This is a genomic window from Shimia sp. R11_0 (assembly GCF_017744035.1).
GTDB lineage: Bacteria > Pseudomonadota > Alphaproteobacteria > Rhodobacterales > Rhodobacteraceae > Shimia > Shimia marina.
In genome coordinates, this window is record NZ_JAGHQY010000001.1 from 600,138 (window position 1) to 622,215 (window position 22,078).

The 22,078-nt window shown below is 56.4% G+C and carries 16 protein-coding genes; 9 read left to right on the forward strand and 7 right to left on the reverse strand.

Annotated features, from left to right (window positions below):
- Positions 1-51: 51 nt before the first annotated feature.
- From J7382_RS02745 to J7382_RS02755, 3 genes are all read right to left on the reverse strand, one after another.
- The gene (locus tag J7382_RS02745) at positions 52-2,862 is read right to left on the reverse strand and encodes a molybdopterin oxidoreductase family protein (protein WP_209066953.1); all 2,811 of its coding nucleotides are present in this window, start codon (positions 2,860-2,862) and stop codon (positions 52-54) included.
- Positions 2,863-2,883: 21 nt separating this feature from the next.
- Positions 2,884-3,879: a putative sulfate exporter family transporter gene (locus tag J7382_RS02750; protein WP_209066954.1), complete on the reverse strand. Its 996-nt coding sequence runs from the start codon at positions 3,877-3,879 to the stop codon at positions 2,884-2,886.
- Positions 3,880-4,010: 131 nt separating this feature from the next.
- Complete coding sequence (locus J7382_RS02755; RefSeq protein ID WP_209066955.1) at positions 4,011-5,144, reverse strand: citrate/2-methylcitrate synthase; 1,134 nt, start codon at positions 5,142-5,144, stop codon at positions 4,011-4,013.
- A 36-nt stretch (positions 5,145-5,180) separates the two neighbouring features.
- On the opposite strand from J7382_RS02755, the gene J7382_RS02760 reads away from it, so the two are divergent.
- Complete coding sequence (locus J7382_RS02760; protein WP_209066956.1) at positions 5,181-6,032, forward strand: phosphate acyltransferase; 852 nt, start codon at positions 5,181-5,183, stop codon at positions 6,030-6,032.
- 87 nt (positions 6,033-6,119) lie between these two features.
- Here the strand turns inward: J7382_RS02760 and xsc are convergent, their stop codons facing one another.
- From xsc to J7382_RS02775, 3 genes are all read right to left on the reverse strand, one after another.
- The gene (gene xsc / locus J7382_RS02765; protein ID WP_209066957.1) at positions 6,120-7,901 is read right to left on the reverse strand and encodes a sulfoacetaldehyde acetyltransferase; all 1,782 of its coding nucleotides are present in this window, start codon (positions 7,899-7,901) and stop codon (positions 6,120-6,122) included.
- Between the two features lie 113 nt (positions 7,902-8,014).
- Complete coding sequence (locus tag J7382_RS02770) at positions 8,015-9,475, reverse strand: PLP-dependent aminotransferase family protein (RefSeq protein ID WP_209066958.1); 1,461 nt, start codon at positions 9,473-9,475, stop codon at positions 8,015-8,017.
- A gap of 296 nt (positions 9,476-9,771) precedes the next feature.
- The gene (locus J7382_RS02775; protein ID WP_209066959.1) at positions 9,772-11,172 is read right to left on the reverse strand and encodes an aminotransferase class III-fold pyridoxal phosphate-dependent enzyme; all 1,401 of its coding nucleotides are present in this window, start codon (positions 11,170-11,172) and stop codon (positions 9,772-9,774) included.
- Between the two features lie 401 nt (positions 11,173-11,573).
- On the opposite strand from J7382_RS02775, the gene J7382_RS02780 reads away from it, so the two are divergent.
- The 5 genes from J7382_RS02780 (at position 11,574) to J7382_RS02800 (ending at position 17,508) form a co-directional block, all read left to right on the forward strand.
- Positions 11,574-12,569 (forward strand): ABC transporter substrate-binding protein, encoded by a 996-nt coding sequence (locus J7382_RS02780; protein ID WP_058241018.1) that lies wholly within the window; start codon positions 11,574-11,576, stop codon positions 12,567-12,569.
- Between the two features lie 131 nt (positions 12,570-12,700).
- Positions 12,701-13,507, forward strand: coding sequence for an ABC transporter ATP-binding protein (locus J7382_RS02785; RefSeq protein WP_058241019.1), 807 nt, complete (start codon positions 12,701-12,703; stop codon positions 13,505-13,507).
- 63 nt (positions 13,508-13,570) lie between these two features.
- Positions 13,571-14,845: an ABC transporter permease gene (locus J7382_RS02790; RefSeq protein ID WP_209067569.1), complete on the forward strand. Its 1,275-nt coding sequence runs from the start codon at positions 13,571-13,573 to the stop codon at positions 14,843-14,845.
- A gap of 386 nt (positions 14,846-15,231) precedes the next feature.
- Positions 15,232-16,551, forward strand: a complete 1,320-nt coding sequence (locus J7382_RS02795) for a DEAD/DEAH box helicase (protein WP_058241020.1) — start codon at positions 15,232-15,234, stop codon at positions 16,549-16,551.
- Between the two features lie 138 nt (positions 16,552-16,689).
- Positions 16,690-17,508 (forward strand): M48 family metallopeptidase, encoded by an 819-nt coding sequence (locus J7382_RS02800; protein ID WP_348539994.1) that lies wholly within the window; start codon positions 16,690-16,692, stop codon positions 17,506-17,508.
- A gap of 64 nt (positions 17,509-17,572) precedes the next feature.
- Here the strand turns inward: J7382_RS02800 and J7382_RS02805 are convergent, their stop codons facing one another.
- Entirely contained in the window at positions 17,573-19,000 is a 1,428-nt protein-coding gene (locus J7382_RS02805) for an aldehyde dehydrogenase family protein (protein WP_209066960.1), read from the reverse strand.
- 262 nt (positions 19,001-19,262) lie between these two features.
- Here J7382_RS02805 and J7382_RS02810 point away from each other — a divergent pair, with 262 nt between their 5' ends.
- From J7382_RS02810 to J7382_RS02820, 3 genes are all read left to right on the forward strand, one after another.
- Positions 19,263-19,916: a peroxiredoxin gene (locus J7382_RS02810; RefSeq protein WP_209066961.1), complete on the forward strand. Its 654-nt coding sequence runs from the start codon at positions 19,263-19,265 to the stop codon at positions 19,914-19,916.
- Positions 19,917-20,129: 213 nt separating this feature from the next.
- Entirely contained in the window at positions 20,130-20,441 is a 312-nt protein-coding gene (locus J7382_RS02815; protein ID WP_209066962.1) for a hypothetical protein, read from the forward strand.
- The gene (locus tag J7382_RS02820; protein WP_209066963.1) at positions 20,438-22,015 is read left to right on the forward strand and encodes a methyl-accepting chemotaxis protein; all 1,578 of its coding nucleotides are present in this window, start codon (positions 20,438-20,440) and stop codon (positions 22,013-22,015) included. Before J7382_RS02815 ends, J7382_RS02820 begins: the two co-directional genes overlap by 4 nt.
- Positions 22,016-22,078: the final 63 nt, after the last annotated feature.

The following is a 22,078-nucleotide window of genomic DNA, read 5'->3' on the forward strand; positions in this document are numbered from 1 at the left end:
GCAGCTTTATCGCGGAGGTGCGGAGCCTCGCTCTTTGAATTGAGGTCATACTCATTTGCCGACCTTCCATGTGAGTGTTTCCGGACCTTGCGGCACAGGTGATGTGATGGGGGCAAAGGTCGGTTGCGCCACAACAGGCACGGCCGCTTTTTCGATTTTCACACGCAGATCAAACCAAGCGGCCTGTCCGGTGATGGGATCAGAATTGGCCCACCGCAGGCCATCCCCTTTGGGCGGCAGAAGCTCGTGGATCAGATGGTTGAGCAAAAAGCCCCGGTTGGCTTCCGGCGCATCTTCAGAGAGCGCCCAGGTGCCACGGCGCTTGCCAATGGCATTCCACGTCCAGACGGTGTTTTCATTCAATGCTGACTGATGGGCCACAGGGACAGTGATAGCGCCATGCGCAGAGGTCACGCGTGCCCAGTCGCCTTCTTCAAAACCATGTTTGTTCCAGAGTTTGGTTGGCAGGTAGAGCGGGTTTTCCCCGTGCAACTGACGTAGCCAAGCATTTTGGGTGCCCCAGCTGTGATACATCGCCATCGGGCGTTGCGTGAGCGCATGTACATCAAACTCGTCCGGGTCAACGCGACCATCTTCCAGCGGTTCATACCAGATCGGCAGCGGGTCCATCACCTGCTTTAGACGGTCACGCAGATGATCTGGCGGCTGGATGTCGCCATGCCCTTCGGCGGCGCGCTGGAACTTGCGCATCGGTTCCACATAGAGTTGGAACAAGAAGGGTTGGGGCGCGTCATAAAGGCCGATCTGCACCGCCCAGTCCTGATAGTGCTGGTTCCATGGTTTCATATAGCGCGCATTGTCGGGCACATGTTCGATGGCGAAGCCGCCATTGTCGATGTAGCGCTGTAGCTGCTGCGGGTTCACCTTGCCGCGGCCAAACTGATCGCCCTCCTCGCCACGGAAGCCCGCGAGCGGGCCGACGCCCGGGCGACGTTCATGATTCACGATATAATCGGCGTAGTCTTTCCATTTGGGGGTGCCATCCTCATTGAGGAAATGTGGCAGTCCAATGCGCGCGCCCAACTCGATCAGGACGGATTGGAAGCCGCGCACGTCGCGATCCGGCTCCACCACCGGCCAGCGGATGGCGTCAGCGGCGCCATCGGCCTCACAAATGGGGCGGTCGAGCAGCGAGATACAGTCGTGGCGCTCCAGATAGGTGGTGTCTGGCAGGATCAGATCGGCGTAAGCGACCATTTCTGAGCTGTAGGCATCGGAATAGATGATGCGCGGGATGCGATAGCCGCCATCATCATTGCGGTCGGTCAGCATCTTAATCACGCCAGAGGTGTTCATCGTGGAGTTCCACGACATGTTGGCCATGTACATGAACAGCGTGTCGATCGGATAAGGATCTTGGGCGTGGGCGTTTGAGATCACCATATGCATGAGGCCATGCACGGACATGGGGTTTTCCCATGTGAACGCCTTGTCAATCCGGCAGGCCGTGCCGTCCTCATTGATCTGCAGGTCTTCGGGGCCACGCGGGAAGCCGAGATGCGGACCAGCGAGGGGTTTGCCCGGGCGGCCATAGCCGTGTGGCGTTGGGTGAGCGGACGCCGGCTTGGGATAGGGGGGCTTGAAGCGGAAACCGCCGGGAACTTCGACCGTGCCCAGAAGGATTTGCAGCACATGCAGGGCGCGGCAGGTCTGGAAACCATTGGAATGGGCGGAAATTCCGCGCATGGCGTGGAAGCTGACCGGGCGACCTGTCATGGTCTTGTGGGTTTCGCCACGGAAGTCCGTCCAGTCCTGTTCCAGCTCAAAGGCCTCGTCAAAAGCGACGCGGGCCAGTTCGGCGGCGATGGTTTTGATCTTTTGGGCGGAGATGCCGGTTTTCTCGGCCACGTTTTCCGGCGCGTATTGGGGATCAAGGTATTTCTCCGCCATCAGGTGCATCACCGTGCGATGGGTGACGCCTGCTTTGCGATAGGTCGCGGACAGGTCGGGGCGCACGCCCTTTTGGTCAAAAGGCGTGGGTTTGCCGGTGGTGCGGTCAATTACCAGTTCTTTGCCATCCGCATCGCGCATCAGTAGGCCGGTTTCCGCGTCTACCAGCACGGCTGCATTGGTGTATTGTGCGAGGTAATGCAGGTCGATCTTGCCCGCCTTCATCAGCTCATGAATGAGGGCGAGAATAAACAGCCCGTCGGTGCCCGGAGTGATGCCGACCCATTCGTCTGCCACGGCGTTGTAGCCGGATCGCACAGGGTTCACGCCGATGACCTTGGCTCCGCGTGCTTTGATCTTGCCGATGCCTGCTTTGATCGGGTTGCTGTCGTGGTCTTCAGCGACGCCAAAAATCATGAAGAGTTTTGTGTGGTCCCAATCAGGCTGCCCAAATTCCCAGAAGGCTCCGCCCATTGTGTAAATGCCTGCCGCCGCCATGTTGACCGAGCAGAAGCCGCCATGTGCTGCGTAGTTGGGGGTGCCGAAATGCTGTGCCCAGAAGCTTGTGAAACTTTGGGATTGGTCGCGGCCTGTGAAGAAAGCGAGTTTGTGCGGGGCGGTTTCATGCAGTTCCGTGAGCCAGCCCACGGCGGTGTTCATCGCCTCTTCCCAACTGATCTCTTCAAATTCGCCTGACCCGCGTGGGCCAACGCGCTTAAGGGGTTTTTTGAGCCGTGAAGGCGCGTTCACCTGCATGATCCCCGCAGACCCTTTGGCGCAGAGCACGCCCTTGTTGACCGGGTGGTCGCGGTTCCCTTCGATATAGGCAACTTTGCCGTCTTTCATGTGCACATTGATGCCGCATCGGCAGGCGCACATATAACAGGTTGTCTGACGAATTTCGTCAGAGACGTGAGGGCTTGTATTGAGGGCGGGTTGCTGGAATGTCATCTGGCCTCCCTTGGCGCGTTTCTAGGTGAGCAAGTAAATCCCCGCGAGAATAAAGCCTGCAATGAACAGGGTTTCGACAATGATGAGCGCAATGGCTGCACCGCCAACGCCGAGCACCTGTTTGAGATTGGTTTTCATGCCCACAGCCGCCACTGCTGTGAGCAGGAAGTAGCGGGACATGTCGCTGAGAAGGTCACATATTGGCGCAGGGATCGCGCCAAATGTATTGAGCGTTGCCAGCGCCAAAAAACCGAGCACAAACCCGGGCAGAATTGGGGGGCGCTCGCCGGTTGTGGGGGTTTTTACCAAGCTGCGGATCAGGAGCGACGCAATCAGAACAACGGGGGCAAGCATGGACACGCGGATCAGCTTGACCAGGACGGCCGTGTCGCCGACTTCCTGAGATATGGAGAACCCTGCGCCTGCAACTTGTGCCACGTCATGGATTGTGCCCCCTAAGAAGACACCGGCCATTTGATCACCCAACTCGAGTTGGGTCACGATGGCCGGATAGGCGATCATGGCGATGGTGGACATCACGGTCACGCCCATCACCGTGAAGAGCAGGCGTTCTTCGCTGCGATCATCCTTAGGTAGGATGGCGGCGATAGCCATAGCGGCAGAGGCGCCGCAGATGGCAACGGACCCTGCGGTCAGCGTGGCAAACCGCCACTTGTGGCCCAGAAATCGGGCGATAAACAAACCAAAACCAATGGTGGTTGCGACGCCCAGAATGGTCAAAGCGATCAGAGACCAACCCAGAGCCATCACCGACATGGCAGAAATACGCACACCCAACAGGGCAACGCCAATGCGCAGGAGGGTGCGGGCGGAGAAGCCGACACCGGCCACGGTGCGGCCCTCCTCTCCAAGAAAGTTCAGGGCGATCCCAAAGAGGAGTGCCAGCAGCATAGCTGGCGCGCCATGATGCTCAGAGAGAAGTTGCGCCGTAGCGGCCACGGTAATTGCAACGGCGACACCGGGGAAGTTCTTATGAAACGCCTCCTTTATGCGCATTTTGATCTGCGAGGAGAGGAGGCCGGGGGATCCAGTTCTGTTTGTCGCACGCAAGCGGGGAAATCCTTCTTTCTGTCAGCAGAGACAAACCGGTCCTGTTGGTCAAGGCAATGTTGGCGTTGGGCGGGGATTTATCTCTCTGACACAGGCGTGTAAGCGCGCATGTCTGGACCATTGTAAAGTGTCAGGGGGCGTATCAGGATGTTGCTGTCTTGCTGATCCATGCACTGGATGATCCAGCCCGGCATACGGCCAATTGCGAAGATCGGCACATAGAGATCCATCGGGATGCCGTGCAGTTGGTAGATGACGCCGGAATAAAAGTCGACGTTCACGTTTAGGCCATGGCGCGCGTAAGGCTTCATGGCGTCTACGACGCCTTGCAGGATTTCATACCATTCCGGCGCGCCCATTTCTTCGCCGAGTTTCTTGACGCCATCCCGCATGTGGCGCGCGCGCGGATCCTCTGCACGGTAGACGCGGTGGCCAAAGCCGGTGACAGCTTCGCGGTTCTTGCGTTTTGCTTTGACATAGGCGGCCGCGTTTTCTGGCGTGCCAATCTCCTGCACCATTTTCATCACGTCTTCTGCTGCGCCGCCATGGGCTGGGCCTGCCAGCGTGGAGAGCGCGGTCACGATGCCGCCATGAAGGTTTGTATCTGTGCCTATGGTCACGCGCGCGGCAAATGAAGACGCATTGGCGCCGTGTTCGGCGTGCAGGATAAAATCCACATCCGCAAGCTTGGCGGCGTCCTCAGAAGGCTTCTCCCCTTTCAGCATCCAGAGCCAGTTGGCGGCATGGCTGAGCGTTTTGTCGGCGGGCACAGGATCACGTCCGTTGCGGATGTTTTCATGCGCGGCGATGATCATTGGCACCTGCGAGGTGAGGCGCAAACCATTTGATAGAAACGCCTCCGCGCCGGTGTTTTGGCTGTCACTTTCAAGCGCGGCGAGGGCTGAAACGGCTGTGCGCAGCACATCCATCGGATGGCCGTCTTTGGTGGCGCGGATAATCTCATAGATCGCTGGAGGCAGGTCGCGCGCCGCTTTGAGGGCAGCATCAAAATCGGCAAGTTCAGCTTCCGTGGGCAGCTCACCATGGATCAGGAGATAGCACACTTCTTCAAACGTGGATTGGGTAGCGAGATCATGGATGGAATAGCCACGATAAGAGAGTTCCCCCTTGGCTCCGTCGATGTGACTGACGCCGGAGCGTTCGAAGTAAATACCCTTGAGACCGCGGTTGATCTTGACGTTTTCTGTCACGAGTGGCTCCTTAATTGCAGGAATTGGGGAGGAACAATGTCAGCATTAGAAACCGCCATCGCTGGTGCGAAAGCACGCAAATCACGGGTTGTGATGCCCGAAATGGAAGACGATCGGATTGCGCAAGCTGCGGAGCATTTGCGGGCCGATGGAATTTGTGTGCCGGTAGCGCTGGGCGACAATACGGAAGCGTATGTATCTGCGTTGATGGCGGCGCGAGGCGTGAAAGAAGCGGTGGCGCGGCGGATGGTGGCGCGCCCGTTATATCGTGCAGCTGCCATGGTGGCCGTTGGTGAAGCAGACGCGATGGTGGCTGGGGCGGTTGCCTCCACCAAGAAAGTGATAGAAGCCGCCAGCATTGGCATTGGGCTGGACGATGGCGTGACGGTCCCAAGCTCTTTCTTTTTGATGCGGTTTCCCAGTGGGCGAGAGGTGATTTTTGCGGACTGCGGTTTGAATGTGGACCCGGACGCCGAGGCGCTGGCGGCCATTGCGCAGGCGTCTGAGCGCTCAGGCAGAACGTTATTAGGGACAGCGCGCGTGGCGCTCTTGTCATTTTCAACAGGCGCTTCTGGATCTGGGGCGAGTGTGGACAAGGTGCGCGCGGCTGCGGAGATCACGGGCTTTGTGGGGCCGGTGCAGGGGGATGCCGCGCTTAATCCAACTGTGGCGGAGAAGAAGGGGCTTGGAGCCGGAGATGCCAATGTTTTGGTGTTTCCATCTCTGGATGCGGGCAACATTGCATATAAATTGGCGCAGGAACTGGCTGGCGCGCAGGCTCTGGGCCCCATTCTCCAAGGGTTTCGTAAGCCTGTCTGTGATTTGAGCCGTGGCGCAACCGTGCAGGACATCGTGGATGCCACGGCGGTGACCCTCGCTTTGGCTTGATTTGAACTGGGCTGCACATGTCGTAAATGGCAGGTGCAGCCCGACTTTTCCGTCGGGCGGATTGATGTCATCCTCCCGAACATGGTTTTAGTGGCCTTGCTGAGGAACCATATCGGCAGGATCAATGCCGGCGACCGCAACGGGCTTCTTCATGGCATCGCGGCGGAAGGGCTCTCCGAGTTCCTGATTGATCATCGCTTCGATCAAGGTGGTTTTCCCGTGGGTCATCTGGTCTTCCACAGCCTTGTTCAACGCGGCGGTCAATTCTTCCATCGTGCGCGCAACGACTCCCTGCAGGCCGCAGGCCTGCGCGATCCCTGCATAAGAGACCTGAGTGTCCAGCTCGGTTCCAACGAAGTTGTCGTCATACCACAGGGTCGAATTGCGCTTCTCGGCACCCCATTGGTAGTTGCGGAAGACGACCTGCGTCACTGCGGGCCATTCTTCGCGGCCAATCGCTGTCAGCTCTGTGACCGCGATGCCAAAGGCACCATCACCTGAGAAGCCGACCACGGGCACATCTGGGCAGCCGATCTTCGCCCCAATGACAGAAGGCAGACCATAGCCACAGGGACCAAACAGACCCGGTGCCAGATACTTTCGGCCCGCGTCAAAATCTGGATAGGCGTTGCCGATGGCACAGTTGTTGCCGATATCGGAGCTGATGATGGCTTCGCGAGGAAGCGCGGATTGAATGGCGCGCCATGCCATGCGCGGGCTCATCCATTCAGGTTTGTCCGCGCGCGCGCGCTCATTCCAAGTGGTGCCGGGATCATCGTCTTCATGATCCATCGACGACAGCTGTTGTGCCCAAGCGGATTTTGTTTTGGCAATGTGGCTCTTACGGGTGTCGCGGCCTGCGTCGCCTGCGGTTTCCGCCAGCTGTGTCAGGATGCCTGTTGCGACTTTGGCTGCATCCCCAACAATCCCGACATCGACTTTTTTGGTCAGGCCAATACGGTTGGGGTTGATGTCCACCTGAATGATTTTGGCGTCGGTCGGCCAGTACTCCATACCATAGCCGGGCAGGGTGGAGAACGGATTCAATCGGGTGCCCAAGGCCAAGACCACATCCGCATCTTTGATAAGTTCCATGGCCGCTTTGGACCCGTTGTATCCAAGCGGGCCTGCGAACAGCGGGTGCGATCCGGGGAAGGCGTCATTGTGCTGGTAGCCGACACAGACGGGCGCATCGAGTTTCTCTGCCAGTGCCATGGACGCGTCAATGCCGCCTTTGGACAGCACAACACCGGCACCATTGAGCATGACAGGGTTTTTGGCTTCAGAGAGCAGAGCGGCGGCTTGTGCGACCGAATCTGTGCCGCCAGAGGAGGCTTCAAACTCCACAGGTTCCGGCAGCGTGATGTCGATCACCTGTGTCCAGACATCACGAGGGATGTTGATTTGAGCTGGGGCGCTGTGGCGTTTGGCCTGTGCGATCACGCGGGCCAACACCTCGGCCACGCGGGACGGATCGCGCACTTCTTCCTGATAGGCGACCATGTCCTGGAACAGGGCCATTTGTTCGACTTCTTGAAAGCCACCCTGACCAACGGTTTTGTTGGCTGCCTGTGGGGTCACCAGAAGCAGCGGGGTGTGGTTCCAATAGGCGGTTTTTACAGCGGTCACAAAGTTGGTAATGCCGGGGCCGTTCTGCGCAATCATCATCGACATTTTGCCGGTGGCGCGCGTGTAGCCATCGGCCATCATGCCGCCGGAGCCTTCGTGTGCGCAGTCCCAAAATGTGATCCCTGCTTGCGGGAAAATGTCAGAAATCGGCATGAAAGCAGAGCCGATGATGCCAAAGACATGCTCAATGCCGTGTTTTTGAAGCACTTTTACAAAGGCTTCTTCGGTTGTCATTTTCATGAGGCGAACTCCATACTGCGCCCACTTGAGATGGGCGTGCTGTTTTGATGTGAAATTACGGTTTGGTGGTGTGGGGCGTTAGGGCCAGTTTTGCTGCCCAGATATGGCCAATTTTATTCCTGGGAGAGTGCTCTTGCGATTTTGTCGATGCCTGCGGGTATGCGCTCTGCCGGAATGGAGGAATACCCTAGGCGATAGAAGTTCTGAGGTGGCGTGTCACCTGAGAAGAAGGATGCGCCCGGCTCGATCAATACGCCTTCTTGCTTGAGGTTTTGCGCGAAGTGGGCGGCATTGGAGGCGCTGGGTCCCTGCATCCAGAATGAGGATCCGCCTTCGGCCCCTTTGCCTGCGACCAATAGGCCGGAATGGTCAATGGCTTCCTGCATAATGCTTCGGCGGCTTTTGAGTGCGTCTCTGATGCGGCGGATCAAGGCATCATAATGCCCTAGAGACAGGAAATAAGCTGCGGTTCGCTGAATGTGCCCTGGCGGGTGGCGCAGAACGGAAGCACGCAGTGCGCGGGCTTCGCGGATGAAGCTTTCGCTGCCAACAAGATAGCCCAGTCGCAGGCCGGGAAAGAGAGATTTGGAAAAGCTGCCGACGTAGATGACCCGCCCTTCGGTATCGAGCGATTTCAGCGCAGGTGAGGGGGCATCCACAAAGGACATTTCGAACTCGTAGTCGTCTTCAACAATCAGCGCGTCGATCTCACGTGCGCGATCCAAAAGAGCCTGCCTGCGTGTCATGGGCATGGTGGCTGTGGTGGGGCATTGGTGGCTGGGGGTGGTGAAGATGACGTCGGATTCTTCGGGAATTTGGGCTGGATCAAGGCCGTCCTTGTCCACATTGACAGGCTCCACATGACAGCGAGACTGGTTGAGAATATCGCGCAGCGCGTGGTAGCAAGGGTTCTCTATGGCGGCTGTGCGGCGTTGTGTCAGAAGCACCTGAGCCGCAATCCACAGTGCATTTTGAGCACCAAGTGTGATCAGGATTTCTTCGGGGCGCGCAATGATGCCACGGCGTGGCAATGTATTGCGCGCGATAAACTCGACCAATTCGGGATCATCCTGATCATAGTAGTCAGAGGTGAGAGCCGTAAAATCTTTTTGCCCAAGAGCTTGAAGGGCGCAGAGCCGCCAGTTGGCGTGATCGAACAAGCTTGGATCGGTTTGCCCATACACGAACGGGTAGCGATAATTGGCCCAGTCTTTGGGTTTGTCCGGGGTCACCCCCCCTGTGAACCGACGCCCAAGAGCGCGGGACCAGTCGACCTTGTCTTCGCGCTCTTTGGGGGGCGAAAAACTTGGCGGAACAGGGGCGTTCTCACTGACGTAGTAGCCAGAGCGCCCGCGCGACGTCAGATAGTCATTGGCCAAAAGTTCGGTATAGGCGAGGGTGACGGTGATACGCGACACCCCCAAATGGCTTGCCAGTTTGCGTGAGGAGGGTAGTTTTTCTCCACGCCGAAACCGGCCAGAAAGAATGCCTTCTGCGATAAGTTGCTGAATTTGGGCCTGAAGTGTGCCCTGAGAGTCAGGTGAGAGGAAGAAGGTTTCAACCGAGATAGCCATGGTGGGACGCTATACTGGACTTATTTGGGTTGCAAACTGGACTTTGTCATTCGGGCTTCACAGTTCGTTTATGCTTGAGGCTAGGCGGACGAGGCCGTGATTGCAGAGGTCTATCTTGGTGCCATTTGCAGAATGGGCGCGCGATCAAACCTGGTGGCACAGGGTGAAACTGGATGCCAAAGAGGAAGGCAAAGGCGGCGCGTTTGAAAGTCAAACCTGTGTTTCAGCAGCGCAAAGTGGGGTGCGTTCAAGGGAGGACGGACAACGCCCGACCTCCCTGACGTTCGCAAAACAGATCAGCCGAAGACTTTGGTGAGCGCGTTGTCTACCGCATTTGTGATTGTGTCGATATCTGCGGCTGTGGCGATCAATGCAGGCGAGAAGGCAATGACGTTATTACGGCCCGGAACCGAGCGGTTGGCAGCACCGATGATCACCCCTTGTGCGCCACAGTCTGCGACCACGGCGGCAATGTCTGCCTCATCTACAGGCTCTTTGGTCTCACGATCTTTGACCAACTCGCAGCCAAGGAAAAGTCCTTTGCCACGCACGTCACCGATGATGGCGTGTTTCTCCATGAGGGCCTTGAGGTTGCCCATCATGCGCTCGCCCATGGCGGTGCAATTTTCCAGCAACCCTTCTTCTTCGATGATGGCCATGTTTTCCAGAGCGGCAGCCGGACCGGCGGTGCAGCCACCGAATGTGGAAATATCCCGGAAATGATCCAGCTTGTCAGTTGGATCGGATTTGAACATTTCGAAGACTTCTTCGGTGGTGACCATGCAGGAGATTGCGGCATATCCAGAGGCAACGCCTTTGGCCATGGTTACGAAGTCAGGCTTGATGCCGTAGTGCTGATAGCCGAACCAATGGGTGCCCGTGCGTCCAATGCCGCAGACGACCTCATCAATATGGAGAAGGATGTCATATTGCTGACAGATCTCCTGTACGCGGTCCCAATACCCTTCAGGTGGGGTGATCACGCCACCGCCTGCGGTGACGGGCTCCAAGCACAGAGCCCCCACGGTTTCTGGGCCTTCTCTCAGGATCACATCTTCGATTTGATTGGCTGCGGCAATGCCAAAGTCACGACCGGATAGGTGGCCAAGGCCTAGCTCCTCTTTGCGGTACTCCATACAGTGTGGCACGCGGACAAAGTCCGGTGCAAAGGGGCCGTATTGCGCGTTACGTTCGTCTTGCCCACCCGCAGACATGGCTGCGAGCGTAGAGCCGTGGTAATCGCGATCACGGTATAGAATTTTGGTTTTCTTACCGCCGTATTTTTTGTGCGCGATCTGGCGGATCAGTTTGAAAGCCTTCTCATTGGCTTCTGACCCTGAGTTGCAATAGTAGACGCGGCTCATTCCCGGCATCTTTTCAATCAGTTTCTCTGCGTAAAGCGCACCGGGAATATTGCCGGCGGCATTTGCAAAATAGCACATTTTCATGAGGTTTTCGTGCACAGCATTGGCGATGCGTTCGCGGCCATAGCCCACGTTCACCGTCCAGACGGCGCCTGACACCGCATCAAGGTATTCTTTGCCGTTCTGATCCCAGACACGCATGCCCTTCCCTTCGATGATGATACGCGGGTCATTGGTCTCAAAAGGTTTGTGTTGGATCAGGTGGTGCCAAACATGGGCCTTGTCTGCTTTGACGACATGGCTGATGTCATTGTCTTTCAGAATGCCGTCCATGGCGGGAGACTCCTTAAAAAAACGCAACTTTGGCGTGCTGATTGACCCTCTACGGGCGATGTATCTCGATTTGCACGATATCCTCGCGACTTTTTCAAGCAGCTTTATAGGGCCAAAAGTTGTATCTTTATAAGTCCAAAGACTGCCAGCGTTCTCCTTTGAGAACTTCTCAAAGTGCCGCAAAGCCTTATTTTATATGTGTTTCTATCAAATGGTCAAAATTTCAATCGATGGAGGCGCAGGGGGCGGAGCACATTGATTTGACCAAAAAAACATTGATCGGTCGGTGAATTTCCGCTCGGATTGAGGGGGACGCGTTTTGCTGACAGCTCAAAAAGAGATCATAAGGTCCATTGGGTGCGGTTCATAACGCGCCACTACAGACAACGGGAGAATTGAAGATGAGTATCAAAAAAGTGCTTTTGGGCGCCACCGCATCCACGGCCATGCTGCTGGGGGCACAGGCCGCGACCGCAGAAATCACCGTCGCCTACTTTCTCGAATGGCCAATGCCATTCCAATACGCCAAACAAACAGGCATGTATGAAGAAGCGCTGGGCACCACCATCAATTGGGTGAGCTTTGACACAGGTACAGCGATGAGTGCGGCCATGGCCTCTGGGGATGTGCAGATTTCGGTGAGCCAAGGGGTGCCGCCTTTTGTTGTCGCAGCCAGTGCAGGTCAGGATATCCAGATTGTTGACGTTGCTGTAAGCTATTCCGACAATGACAACTGTGTTGTCGCATCGGGCTTGGAGATCGACAAAGACAGCGCGGCAGAACTCGCTGGCAAGAAAGTGGCCGTCCCTCTGGGAACCGCGGCGCATTATGGCTTCCTGAGCCAAATGAACCACTTTGGCGTTGATGTGGCTTCAATGGAAGTTGTGGATATGGCGCCGGCAGAAGGTGCCGCAGCGCTGGCTCAGGGGTCTTTGGATATGGCCTGTGGCTGGGGTGGTGCGTTGCGTCGTATGACCGAGCACGGCAATGTGCTTTTGACAGGCGCAGAGAAAGAAGAGCTGGGTATTCTGGTGTTTGATGCCACAACGGCCCCGGCTTCCTTCATCGCAGAAGAGGGCGACATGCTGGCGCAGTTCCTCGCAGTGACAGCCAAGGCAAATGCCATGTGGGCCGATGAAGCCAATCAGGCAAAAATGCTGCCGGTGATCGCCAAAGATGCCGGTATGGATGAAGAGGCCACGGCTTCGACACTGGCCACCTTCAAATTCCCAACAGTTGATGAGCAATTGAGCGGAGCATGGCTCGGCGGGACGGCGCAGAGCTTCATGCAAGGTGTTGCGGGCGTTTTTGTCGATGCTGGTTCTATCCCCGGTGCATTGGACAGCTATGACGGTACGGTGAACACCGCGCCCTTGGAAGCTGCAAAAGGGCTGTAAGCCTGACTGTGGGCTGGAGCCCGCTTCGAACGGTGCTCCAGTCCTTTACCTCTTCTTTCCCACGATATAGGCGGCTCACCGCCGTGCGCGTTGAGTGTTTTGCTTGACGTGCCCAATGACTGACAGGGACCATGACAGGATTATCTATTCAAAATCTGTCCATGCGGTTTGATTTGCCCAATGGTGGGCATGTTCAGGCGCTCAAGGACGTGAGCCTAGATCTCAAACAAGGGGAACTGTTGAGCGTACTGGGGCCATCAGGGTGTGGTAAGACCACCTTGCTCAATATTGTGGCAGGCTTTTTGGCCCCCACGGAAGGACAGATCGTCCTGAACGGCCACCAAGTGACCGGGCCTGATGCGGAACGCGGCATGGTGTTTCAGCAGGGCGCGCTGTTTGAGTGGATGAGCGTGCGGGACAATGTGAGCTTTGGGCCGGACATGAAGGGGATGCCCAAAGCGGAAAGCGCGGAAATCGTGGATCATCTGCTCGATGTGGTTGGTCTGCAGGACTTTAAAGAAAAGATGGTCTATGAGCTCTCTGGTGGGATGCAGCAACGGGTGGCGCTGGCTCGGTGCTTGGCCAATGACCCGGATGTCATCCTGATGGATGAACCGCTGGGTGCCTTGGATGCGCTCACGCGGGAGAAAATGCAGAGCCTCGTCCTCAAACTTTGGAAAGAGACGGGTAAGACGATCATTCTCATTACGCACTCGGTTGAAGAAGCGCTGTTGCTGGGCGAGCGGTTGTTGGTGATGGCGCCACGTCCGGGGCGCATACACAAGGAATACCGTCTGCCTTTTGCAGATATGGGAGTGGGGGCGGATTTGCGTGAGGTGAAGAAACACCCCGACTACGCGCCAACCCGCGAAGAGATCCTCAACATGATCTGGAACATGGAAGAAGAGATCATGGGCCGCACAGAGGAGAGCGCATAAATGGGACAGATTATTGCAGATCTCGGCGGCGAGTTGATCACGCTGTTTTTGTCGGTGCTGCGCATGTTGCCGTATCTGGCACTGTACATCGGGCTCATTCTATTTGCGCTGTTTGTCTATACGCAGATCAAGCATCGGCTGTCGCCTGTTCAAGATTTTACCTCCCTGAAAACGGTGACATTTGGCGATGAAAGTGCCGTGGTGTCCAACAAGGCGGCTTCTGTCATCTCGGTTGTTTTGATTTTTGTCATCTGGGGGGCATTCACAGGATCCGCTTGGTTGCCAAAGTTCCTGCACGCTCCGGGACCGTTTCTGGGCGATGCGCGCTTTACCTATACGCTTGAGACAGCGGATGGTGAAACCGCGCAGGCGCAGGTTGCCGTTCGGGTGCATGAAGCAGGGCAGAAGCCCGATGCGCCTGTGGTGGATGGCAACGAAGGGCTGGCGCAGAATGACACGCTGGTTGTTCAGGCCTATCGCTCCAAGCTGCTGCGATGGGATGCCAATGATGCGGTCACGCGCAAAGACGGGGCAAAGATCGTTGCGGTGAACGAGACACCGATCAGCCGTGACACGGATGTGGATGTGGGCTTTGGCCGTGTTGCCCTTACGGATAAGGGCACGTTGAACTTTGAGCCGGACAAAGGCTGGCAGATGGAAAACATCTGGCTGCCTGCTCCAGAGAGCGTGTGGCAAAGACTGATTTCAGTTAGCCGTGATGGGTATCAGAATGTCACGCTGGCTGAGCATCTCAGCTATTCGTTGTTTCGCGTGATTGTTGGGTTTGCCTTGGGCGCCGCGGTGGGTATCCCGCTGGGCTATGCCATGGGGCTGTCAAACTGGTTCCGAGGGTGGTTTGATCCGATCGTCGAATTTATGCGCCCCGTGCCACCACTGGCATTGATTCCCTTGGTGATTATTTGGGCGGGGATCGGCGAGCAGGGCAAGATCATCCTGCTGTTTTTGGCGGCGCTTTGGATTATGGCAATTGGCGCACGCTCTGGCGTGTCCGGGGTGAAAATCTCAAAAGTGCATGCCGCCTATTCGCTTGGTGCAAGCAAGCGACAGATTTTGCGCCATGTGATCATTCCGAACTCCTTGCCTGAAATTTTCACCGCCGCGCGGGTTGCCATGGGGGTGTGCTGGGGGACGGTTGTGGCTGCAGAGCTGGTTGCCGCTGAAAAAGGTGTGGGCAAGATGATTGTGGCCGCGTCCAAGTTTCAGGATACGGATATTGTTCTGATGGGCATTATCCTGATTGGCATCATCGGCTTTGGCATCGACATGCTGATGCGTTGGGCCGAGAAATATCTGGTGCCATGGAAGGGCAAAGGCTGACCGTCAAGGCATGATTTTGGGGGAAGAGGGGCCAGCCCCTCTTGGCCATATGGTCAATTCACCCCGGGATATTGAGAGCCAAATGAAGGGGCGGATGCAGGGCATCGGCCCCTTTTCCCGTTGTGCCGCGCTGCTTGACAAGTTGACGGGATGTCTTATGTGGGGCGGGTTGCTGCGCAGCCGCGTGAGCAGGCCGCGCCGGGTTTTCTGAGACCGAACGGGCGCATCAGTGACAGATTTCGTTCCCATCACGCAGGGTTCTGACGGACAGGCCGGATGGCACAGAATACGTCTGTGTCGTGGCGGTGCTGCCTTACCCTGTTGCTTCTCCTTTGCGGGAGGTGGCGTTGGCCGTGCCTGAGTGTGCGGCATGAAAGGACATAGACATGTCGACATTTGACGGATTGGGACTGTCGCCGACTTTGCTCAAGGGCTTGAAAGCGGCCGGCTTTGATGCGCCGACCCCTATTCAACAAAAAGCCATTCCACTGGCTTTGGAAGGTCATGACATATTGGGGCTTGCGCAGACCGGAACGGGCAAATCTCTCGCCTTTGGCCTTCCTATGATGGATCAGTTGCTGGCAAAACGTGGCAAACCAGCCCCTAAGACCGTGAAGGCCTTGGTGTTGGCGCCGACGCGCGAGCTGGTCAATCAGATTGCGGACAACCTGCGCCCGATGGTGCAGGGCACGCCGATGAAAGTGATGACGGTTGTCGGCGGGCAATCCATCAATCGCCAGATTTCTATGTTATCACGTGGCACAGATATTCTTGTGGCCACGCCGGGACGGTTGATTGACCTATTGGATCGGCGCGAGATTGATCTGTCGACGGTGGGGTATCTTGTGCTCGATGAAGCGGATCAGATGCTTGACATGGGGTTCATCCATTCGCTGCGCAAAATTGCGCCTCATCTGGGCACACCGCGCCAGACCATGCTGTTTTCGGCAACCATGCCCAAACAAATGGAAGAACTGAGCCGCGCGTATCTCAGCGATCCCAAACGCGTGGAAATTGCGCCGCCCGGCAAGACGGCGGATAAGATTGCCCAATCTGTTGAGTTTCATGAAAAGGCTGAGAAGCGCGAACGGCTACGGGAAATCCTGTCGGAGAATATGGGGGAGAGCACGCTGATTTTCTCGCGTACCAAACATGGTGCGGAGCGGATGAAGAAGCAGCTGGTGGCTGAAGGCTTCAATGCGGCTTCGATCCATGGCAACAAAAGTCAGGGCCAGCGGGACCGTGCAATTGAAGCCTTTCGCAATGGTGAGGTTACAGTGTTGGTCGCAACGGATGTTGCCGCGCGTGGCATTGATATTCCGGTGATTTCGTTGGTTATCAATTTTGATTTGCCCAATGTGGCGGAAAGCTATGTGCACCGCATTGGGCGCACTGCCCGTGCCGGGCGCGATGGGCGCGCGATATCCTTCTGCGCTGCGGATGAACGGGACTACCTGAAGGATATTGAGAAGCTGATTGGCCGCCGATTTGATCGGCCTGAAGGGGAGCCTGAGGAGCCCAAGAAACAGTATGGGCGTGGCCCGCGCTCAGGTGGCGGCGGAAAGTCTCGAAATCGAGGTCGTGGCTCGGGGCAAAAAGCGGCTCAGAGTCCGTCTGAGACCGCAGCACGTAAAGGGGATGGCGCCAAGCCCAACACACGCCGTCCGCGTCGCCGGCGCAATCGCGCAGGAAAACCTGCGGCGTAGAGCGCAGCAGGTTCCGTCTGGACTGGGCCTGATTTACACACCTATAAGATGTGGCTGGTAGTATTTGCTTGAGCTTATGCCCCTGTGGGGCATAGGCGTGATCAATGCGGGCGTACTGTTGTTTGAAAGGATCTGGGTGTGACGAAAAGGAAATTGGCTGCGGTGTGGTTGGCGACGGCTTTGTTGGCTGTAACGTCTTGCGGAACCACCTATGAGTTGCCCAGCATAAGCGCGGAGCAGACCTCTCGTGCAAAACAGCTTTTTGCCGAGGGTCAGGCACAAACCGCCCGCGCGCCGATGTCCACATCTGCTGCTGAACGGCGTTTCCATCGTGTGCGGGCAAAAATTGTACCCACAGGCAGGGCTGTTTGTGAGGCCGCGACAGCCGATCGCGGTGATTTTGAGTGTAATGTCACAGTCGAAATTGATCGGGAGATGAAGAGCCGAAATGCTTACTTTACATATGAAAAATCCGGTCCTGTCATTCGGCTGAGCATGCCTTTGCTGCAAGACAGCGCAAATGACGACGAAGTGGCCTTTGTCATGGGGCACGAATATGGGCATTTGATCGGGCGCCATATCGACAAGCAGCAGCAACAGGCTTTGGCTGGTGCGCTCATTCTCGGCACCCTGGCGGCTGCTGCCGGGGCGTCAAATGGCAATTCATATGATCCGCTGCTTGTTGAAAGTAGCATGGCGCTTGGCGCTGCGGCTGGCGGCATGGCCTACTCTCAAGCCTATGAGTTGGAGAGTGATACGCTCGGAACCCGCATTGCTTATATGGCTGGCTATGATCCAGTGGCGGGGGCGCGGTATTTTGCACGCCCCGAAGGGGATCGTCTGGACACGGGAAAGTTGAGTTTTTGGGGGACCCATCCGCCAGACGAAAAGCGGGTGGCGACGGTATTGGCCACGGTGGCGCAGATTGAAGCGCAACAGGCGTTGCAGAAAAAGTAGTGTGTTCAAAACGAAAAAGCGCCGGACGATTGCCCGGCGCTTTTTCTTCTGTCGTGAGCTGTGATCAGCTCATTGGCACGCCGGAGATAGCTTTGGTTTCACAGAACTCTTCTAGCCCCCATGTGCCGCCTTCGCGGCCGTTGCCGGATTGGCCGTAGCCGCCGAACGGCGAGCCGTTGACGCGGGAGATGCCGTTTGTTTCCACCATGCCAGAACGCACTTGGCGGGCCACGCGTAGACGTTTCTCGTCATCCTGTGTCTGGATGTAGTTGGTCAGGCCATAGACCGTGTCATTGGCCATTTGCACGGCTTGTGCTTCGTCTTCAAAAGACGAGATGGCGAGGACCGGGCCAAAAATCTCTTCGCGGTAGATGGTCATCTCTGGGGTCACGTCGGCAAAGACCGTGGGGCGCACATAATACCCTTTGTTGACCCCTTCCGGCCGTCCCAAACCACCTGCGACAAGGGTTGCGCCCTCTTTGATGCCGGTTTCGATCAGCCCTTGGATTTTGTTGAACTGGAGTTCCGACACGACCGGCCCAATGTGGCGACCGGCCTCAGTGGTGGCACCCACCTGTGTGGCTTCTGCGGCGGCCTTGGCCTGTTCTACGGCGTCTGCATAGCGCCCGCTTTCGACCATCATACGTGTTGGTGCGTTGCAGGATTGGCCAGAGTTTTGCATGCAGTGGATTACGCCGCGCTTGACGGCTTTTTCATCTGCATCCGCAAAGATGATGTTGGCACCTTTGCCGCCCAGTTCGAGGCTGACGCGCTTGAGTGTGTCCGCGGCGGCTTTGGAGATGGCGATGCCTGCACGTGTAGAGCCGGTGAAGGACACCATATCAACGCCCGGATGTGAGGAAAGTTGTGATCCTACACCAACACCATCTCCGTTGACCATGTTGAAAACACCGGCGGGGAAGCCAGCTTCATCCATCATTTCGGCAAAGAGGATAGAGGAGAGCGGCGCGATTTCGGAGGGCTTTAGAACCATGGTGCAGCCTACCAGCAAGGCAGGGATTGCCTTCAGGAACACTTGGTTCATTGGCCAGTTCCATGGGGTGATCATAGCGCAGACGCCAATCGGCTCTTTGCGCATACGATCCGCGCCCATGGCGTATTCAAACTCAAAGCTCTCCAAGGCTTGTAGGAAGCCATCCAAATGCCAGACGCCCGCGCCCCATTGGTTGTTCGTGGCCAGATCTTTTGGCGCGCCCATTTCCAGACGCATGGCCTCTGCCATGTCTTCACGGCGCGCTGTGTAGATGTCGCGCAGCTTTTTCACCAAAGAAACGCGCTCCTCCAGTGGTGTCTCGGCCCAGGCAGGGAAAGCGGCGCGCGCGGCTGCAACCGCGGCATCCGTATCGGCCTGATCCCCCAAGGAGATCACGGCACAGACCTCTTCGGTGGCCGGGTCAATGACATTGAGGTCATTGGCGGCAACAGGATCGACCCACTGGCCGTTGATGTAGAATTGGCGTTTCTCGATCATGGTGTTCACTCCCTCTCGATCTTGACGCCACTGTGCCGAGCAAATTTGGGCCCCGCAAGTGGCTGGACGTCCGGTCACAATAAATTTGATCAAATTATTTCTGGCACAGAGGGGGTGGCGTTCATGGGAGACAGATGTAGTCTGCGCAATGTCGCGTTGCGGCGTCGAAACCTATTTTTGCACATTGGCCTAGCCCGCGCGTTTTGGCGCGCCCGTTTTTGGTCACTGTGTGGCATGTGCACCCAAGTAAAAGGAGGGACCCATGGGCCTTCGTATCAATGATGTTGTGCCGAATTTTACGGCAGAAACCGATCAGGGAACGATCACTTTTCACGATTGGATCGGCGAAAGCTGGGCGATTTTGTTCTCGCACCCCAAAGACTTTACGCCTGTCTGTACCACCGAATTTGGAGCTGTGGCTCAGTTGGCGGACGAATGGGCGAAACGCGGCACGAAAGTGATTGGCGTTTCCGTCGATGGCGTTGAGGACCACAAAGGCTGGAAGAAGGATATTGAATCCTACGCCAGCGCCGATGCTGGCTTCCCAATCATCGCCGATGACGGGCTGGCTGTTTCCAAAGCGTTCGATATGTTGCCTGCGGAAGCCTATTTGCCAGATGGGCGCACGCCTGCAGATAGTGCAACAGTGCGTTCTGTGTTCATTATTGGCCCAGACAAGCAACTGAAGCTGTCTATGACTTACCCAATGAATGTTGGCCGCAACTTCGCGGAAGTTTTGCGTGCGTTGGATGGGCTGCAGACAGCAGCCAAAGAGAACGTAGCCACCCCTGCGAATTGGACCCCGGGCGGTGATGTGGTGATTCCGGTCGCCGTGAGCGACGAAGACGCCAAAGCAAAATACGGTGAATTCACCACGCATTTTCCGTATCTTCGAACTGCGAAACTGCCTCAGTAAGGCATTTCCGGAGCAATTTTGATATTGCTCTTTTTGCACCTTATCCTCAGCGCACTGCCAAGTTATTGGCGGTGCGTTTATTTTTCAGATTGAGCCCTGTGGCATCTTGCGTGGCCGCAAAATGGTGACTGTGACGCAAAGAATGCCTGCGGATCGCTCACAAAGTGACCAGAGTTAATCTGGTAGAAACCGGTCAGCATGCAGATAGGTTGCATGATGCGATTTGCCCAATATCTCCCCGTGGTCCTTGCGGGTGTGTTTTGTGCGACGGTTTTACCCGTCATGACAATGGTTGGCGCGCCTTTAAAAGAAGGTGGCCCCAGGGTGGTCGTCGCGGGTCCAGGAGTTGACCTGACTAGCTTGGTTGAAGAGTCCGGTGGCTGGGTGGTGGGCGTATCACGTGCGCCTCTTGCCATAATGGGGACATCTGACGCCGAAGATTTCGACATGCGACTTAAATTGAATGGGGCATGGGCCATCCTCGACGGCGACGCGCTGGCTTGGCTCTGCGATGTGAAGACATGAAAGAACATCCCAAATTGGTGAAATCTCGCCAAACAGGCGTAAAAGTTTTGGCGATCGTGGCAGCTCTGCTCGGCGTTGTTGCAGTCGGGGTCGGGGCTATGCTCGGCGGCAATGTACCAGTGATCACCGGTGGATCGGCGATACTTGTTGGGTTGGCAGTTTACGCCACGCGCCTTGGTGGCGGTCTCGCTGCGCGTTTGAGCGTATCTGTCGCATGTTGTGGGCAGATTATGGTGCTGTTGGCGGCGATGGCGGGCCATCCGTGGCAGCTCGACATTCACATGATGTTCTTTGCCATGTTGGCAATGATTTCCATGTTGATTTGTCCCGTTTCAATTGTCGCCGCCGCAGGTGTTATTGCGCTGCACCATTTGAGCATGACCTTCCTTCTACCCTCCTTGGTGTACCCTTCGGTAGATTTGCTTGAAAATGTCGGGCGCACAGCGCTTCATGCTGTGATCGTCGTGGCCGAGACAGGAATCCTTGTCGGCTCGGTGATCAACTATAAGCGTCAGTTGAAGGCGCTGAGCAAAGAACAGTCCGCACAAGCCGAGTTGATGGATACCGTTCGCGAAGAGAAGGCGCTGATTGAGGCTAAAGAGAAAGCGCAATCACACGTGGTGGAAACGTTGCATGAGCGTTTGACTCGTATTTCGCAAGGCAACCTAGATGCCTTCATTCATGACAAATTCGCCGATGGCTACGAAGACCTGCGCAAGAGCTTCAATGACTCCGTGCAGTCTCTTGGGGGGATTGTGAGTTCGGTGACCAAGATTTCCAGTCAGATTGAAATCGACAGCCGCGAGCTTTCTGAAGTGTCTTTGAACGTAGCACACAGTACGGAAAAGCAAGCTGGCGAATTGCAACATGTCACAGAAGCCGTAGAGCATATCGCGGAGGCCATGAAAGGCGCTGTTGGCAAAGCGATGGACACGCAAAAGCGCTTTGACAACACAACGCATCTTACACGCAATGGCACGGAAGTGGTGCGCCAAGCTGTGTCCACCATGGATGAAATCGAGGCCAGCTCCAGTCAAATTGATCATGTGGTGACGCTGATTGAAGACATTGCTTTCCAAACAAATCTTCTCGCTTTGAACGCAGGTGTGGAAGCCGCACGTGCGGGTGAAGCGGGAGCCGGTTTTGCCATTGTGGCGTCGGAGGTGCGTGAATTGGCGCATCGCTCTGCGGAAGCCGCTCAGAACATCAATGGATTGATCTCTCAGAGCAACGGCCACGTAGCGAGCGGTGTTTCACTGGTGCGAGAGGTTGGTGTTGCGCTTGAGACCATCTTGAATGACGTGAGTGAAGTGCGCGGAAATATCGCGGAAATCTCTGAAATTTCGGACAAGCAGGCACAATCCGTGGCCCAGATCCGCGACAGTATGCAAACGATTGGCTCTGAGACGCAGGCCAATGCAGCGCGGTCTGAAGAAGCCTCTGCGGCGACCTCAAGCCTTGATATGGCTGTGGATCGGCTGGTGGATGGGCTGTCAGGGTTCCGTGTGGCTGACGAAGCTCGACAAGAGCATGTCTCTGAAGCTGATCTGGATGAGGAATGGGCGGCGGCTTGATCCCCGAGCACCCTTTCAAAAAAAGCCCCGGTTTCGCAACCGGGGCTTTTTTATTTCAGAAGA

Coding starts and splice junctions, on each gene's coding strand:
- J7382_RS02760 (WP_209066956.1), top strand. CDS start 5,181: ATGTCAGCATTAGAAACCGCCATCGCTGGTGCGAAAGCACGCAAATCA.
- xsc (WP_209066957.1), bottom strand. CDS start 7,901: ATGAAAATGACAACCGAAGAAGCCTTTGTAAAAGTGCTTCAAAAACAC.
- J7382_RS02815 (WP_209066962.1), top strand. CDS start 20,130: ATGATGCGATTTGCCCAATATCTCCCCGTGGTCCTTGCGGGTGTGTTT.
- J7382_RS02780 (WP_058241018.1), top strand. CDS start 11,574: ATGAGTATCAAAAAAGTGCTTTTGGGCGCCACCGCATCCACGGCCATG.
- J7382_RS02795 (WP_058241020.1), top strand. CDS start 15,232: ATGTCGACATTTGACGGATTGGGACTGTCGCCGACTTTGCTCAAGGGC.
- J7382_RS02810 (WP_209066961.1), top strand. CDS start 19,263: ATGGGCCTTCGTATCAATGATGTTGTGCCGAATTTTACGGCAGAAACC.
- J7382_RS02790 (WP_209067569.1), top strand. CDS start 13,571: ATGTTGCCGTATCTGGCACTGTACATCGGGCTCATTCTATTTGCGCTG.
- J7382_RS02745 (WP_209066953.1), bottom strand. CDS start 2,862: ATGACATTCCAGCAACCCGCCCTCAATACAAGCCCTCACGTCTCTGAC.
- J7382_RS02805 (WP_209066960.1), bottom strand. CDS start 19,000: ATGATCGAGAAACGCCAATTCTACATCAACGGCCAGTGGGTCGATCCT.
- J7382_RS02750 (WP_209066954.1), bottom strand. CDS start 3,879: ATGCGCATAAAGGAGGCGTTTCATAAGAACTTCCCCGGTGTCGCCGTT.
- J7382_RS02775 (WP_209066959.1), bottom strand. CDS start 11,172: ATGGACGGCATTCTGAAAGACAATGACATCAGCCATGTCGTCAAAGCA.
- J7382_RS02820 (WP_209066963.1), top strand. CDS start 20,438: ATGAAAGAACATCCCAAATTGGTGAAATCTCGCCAAACAGGCGTAAAA.
- J7382_RS02770 (WP_209066958.1), bottom strand. CDS start 9,475: ATGGCTATCTCGGTTGAAACCTTCTTCCTCTCACCTGACTCTCAGGGC.
- J7382_RS02785 (WP_058241019.1), top strand. CDS start 12,701: ATGACAGGATTATCTATTCAAAATCTGTCCATGCGGTTTGATTTGCCC.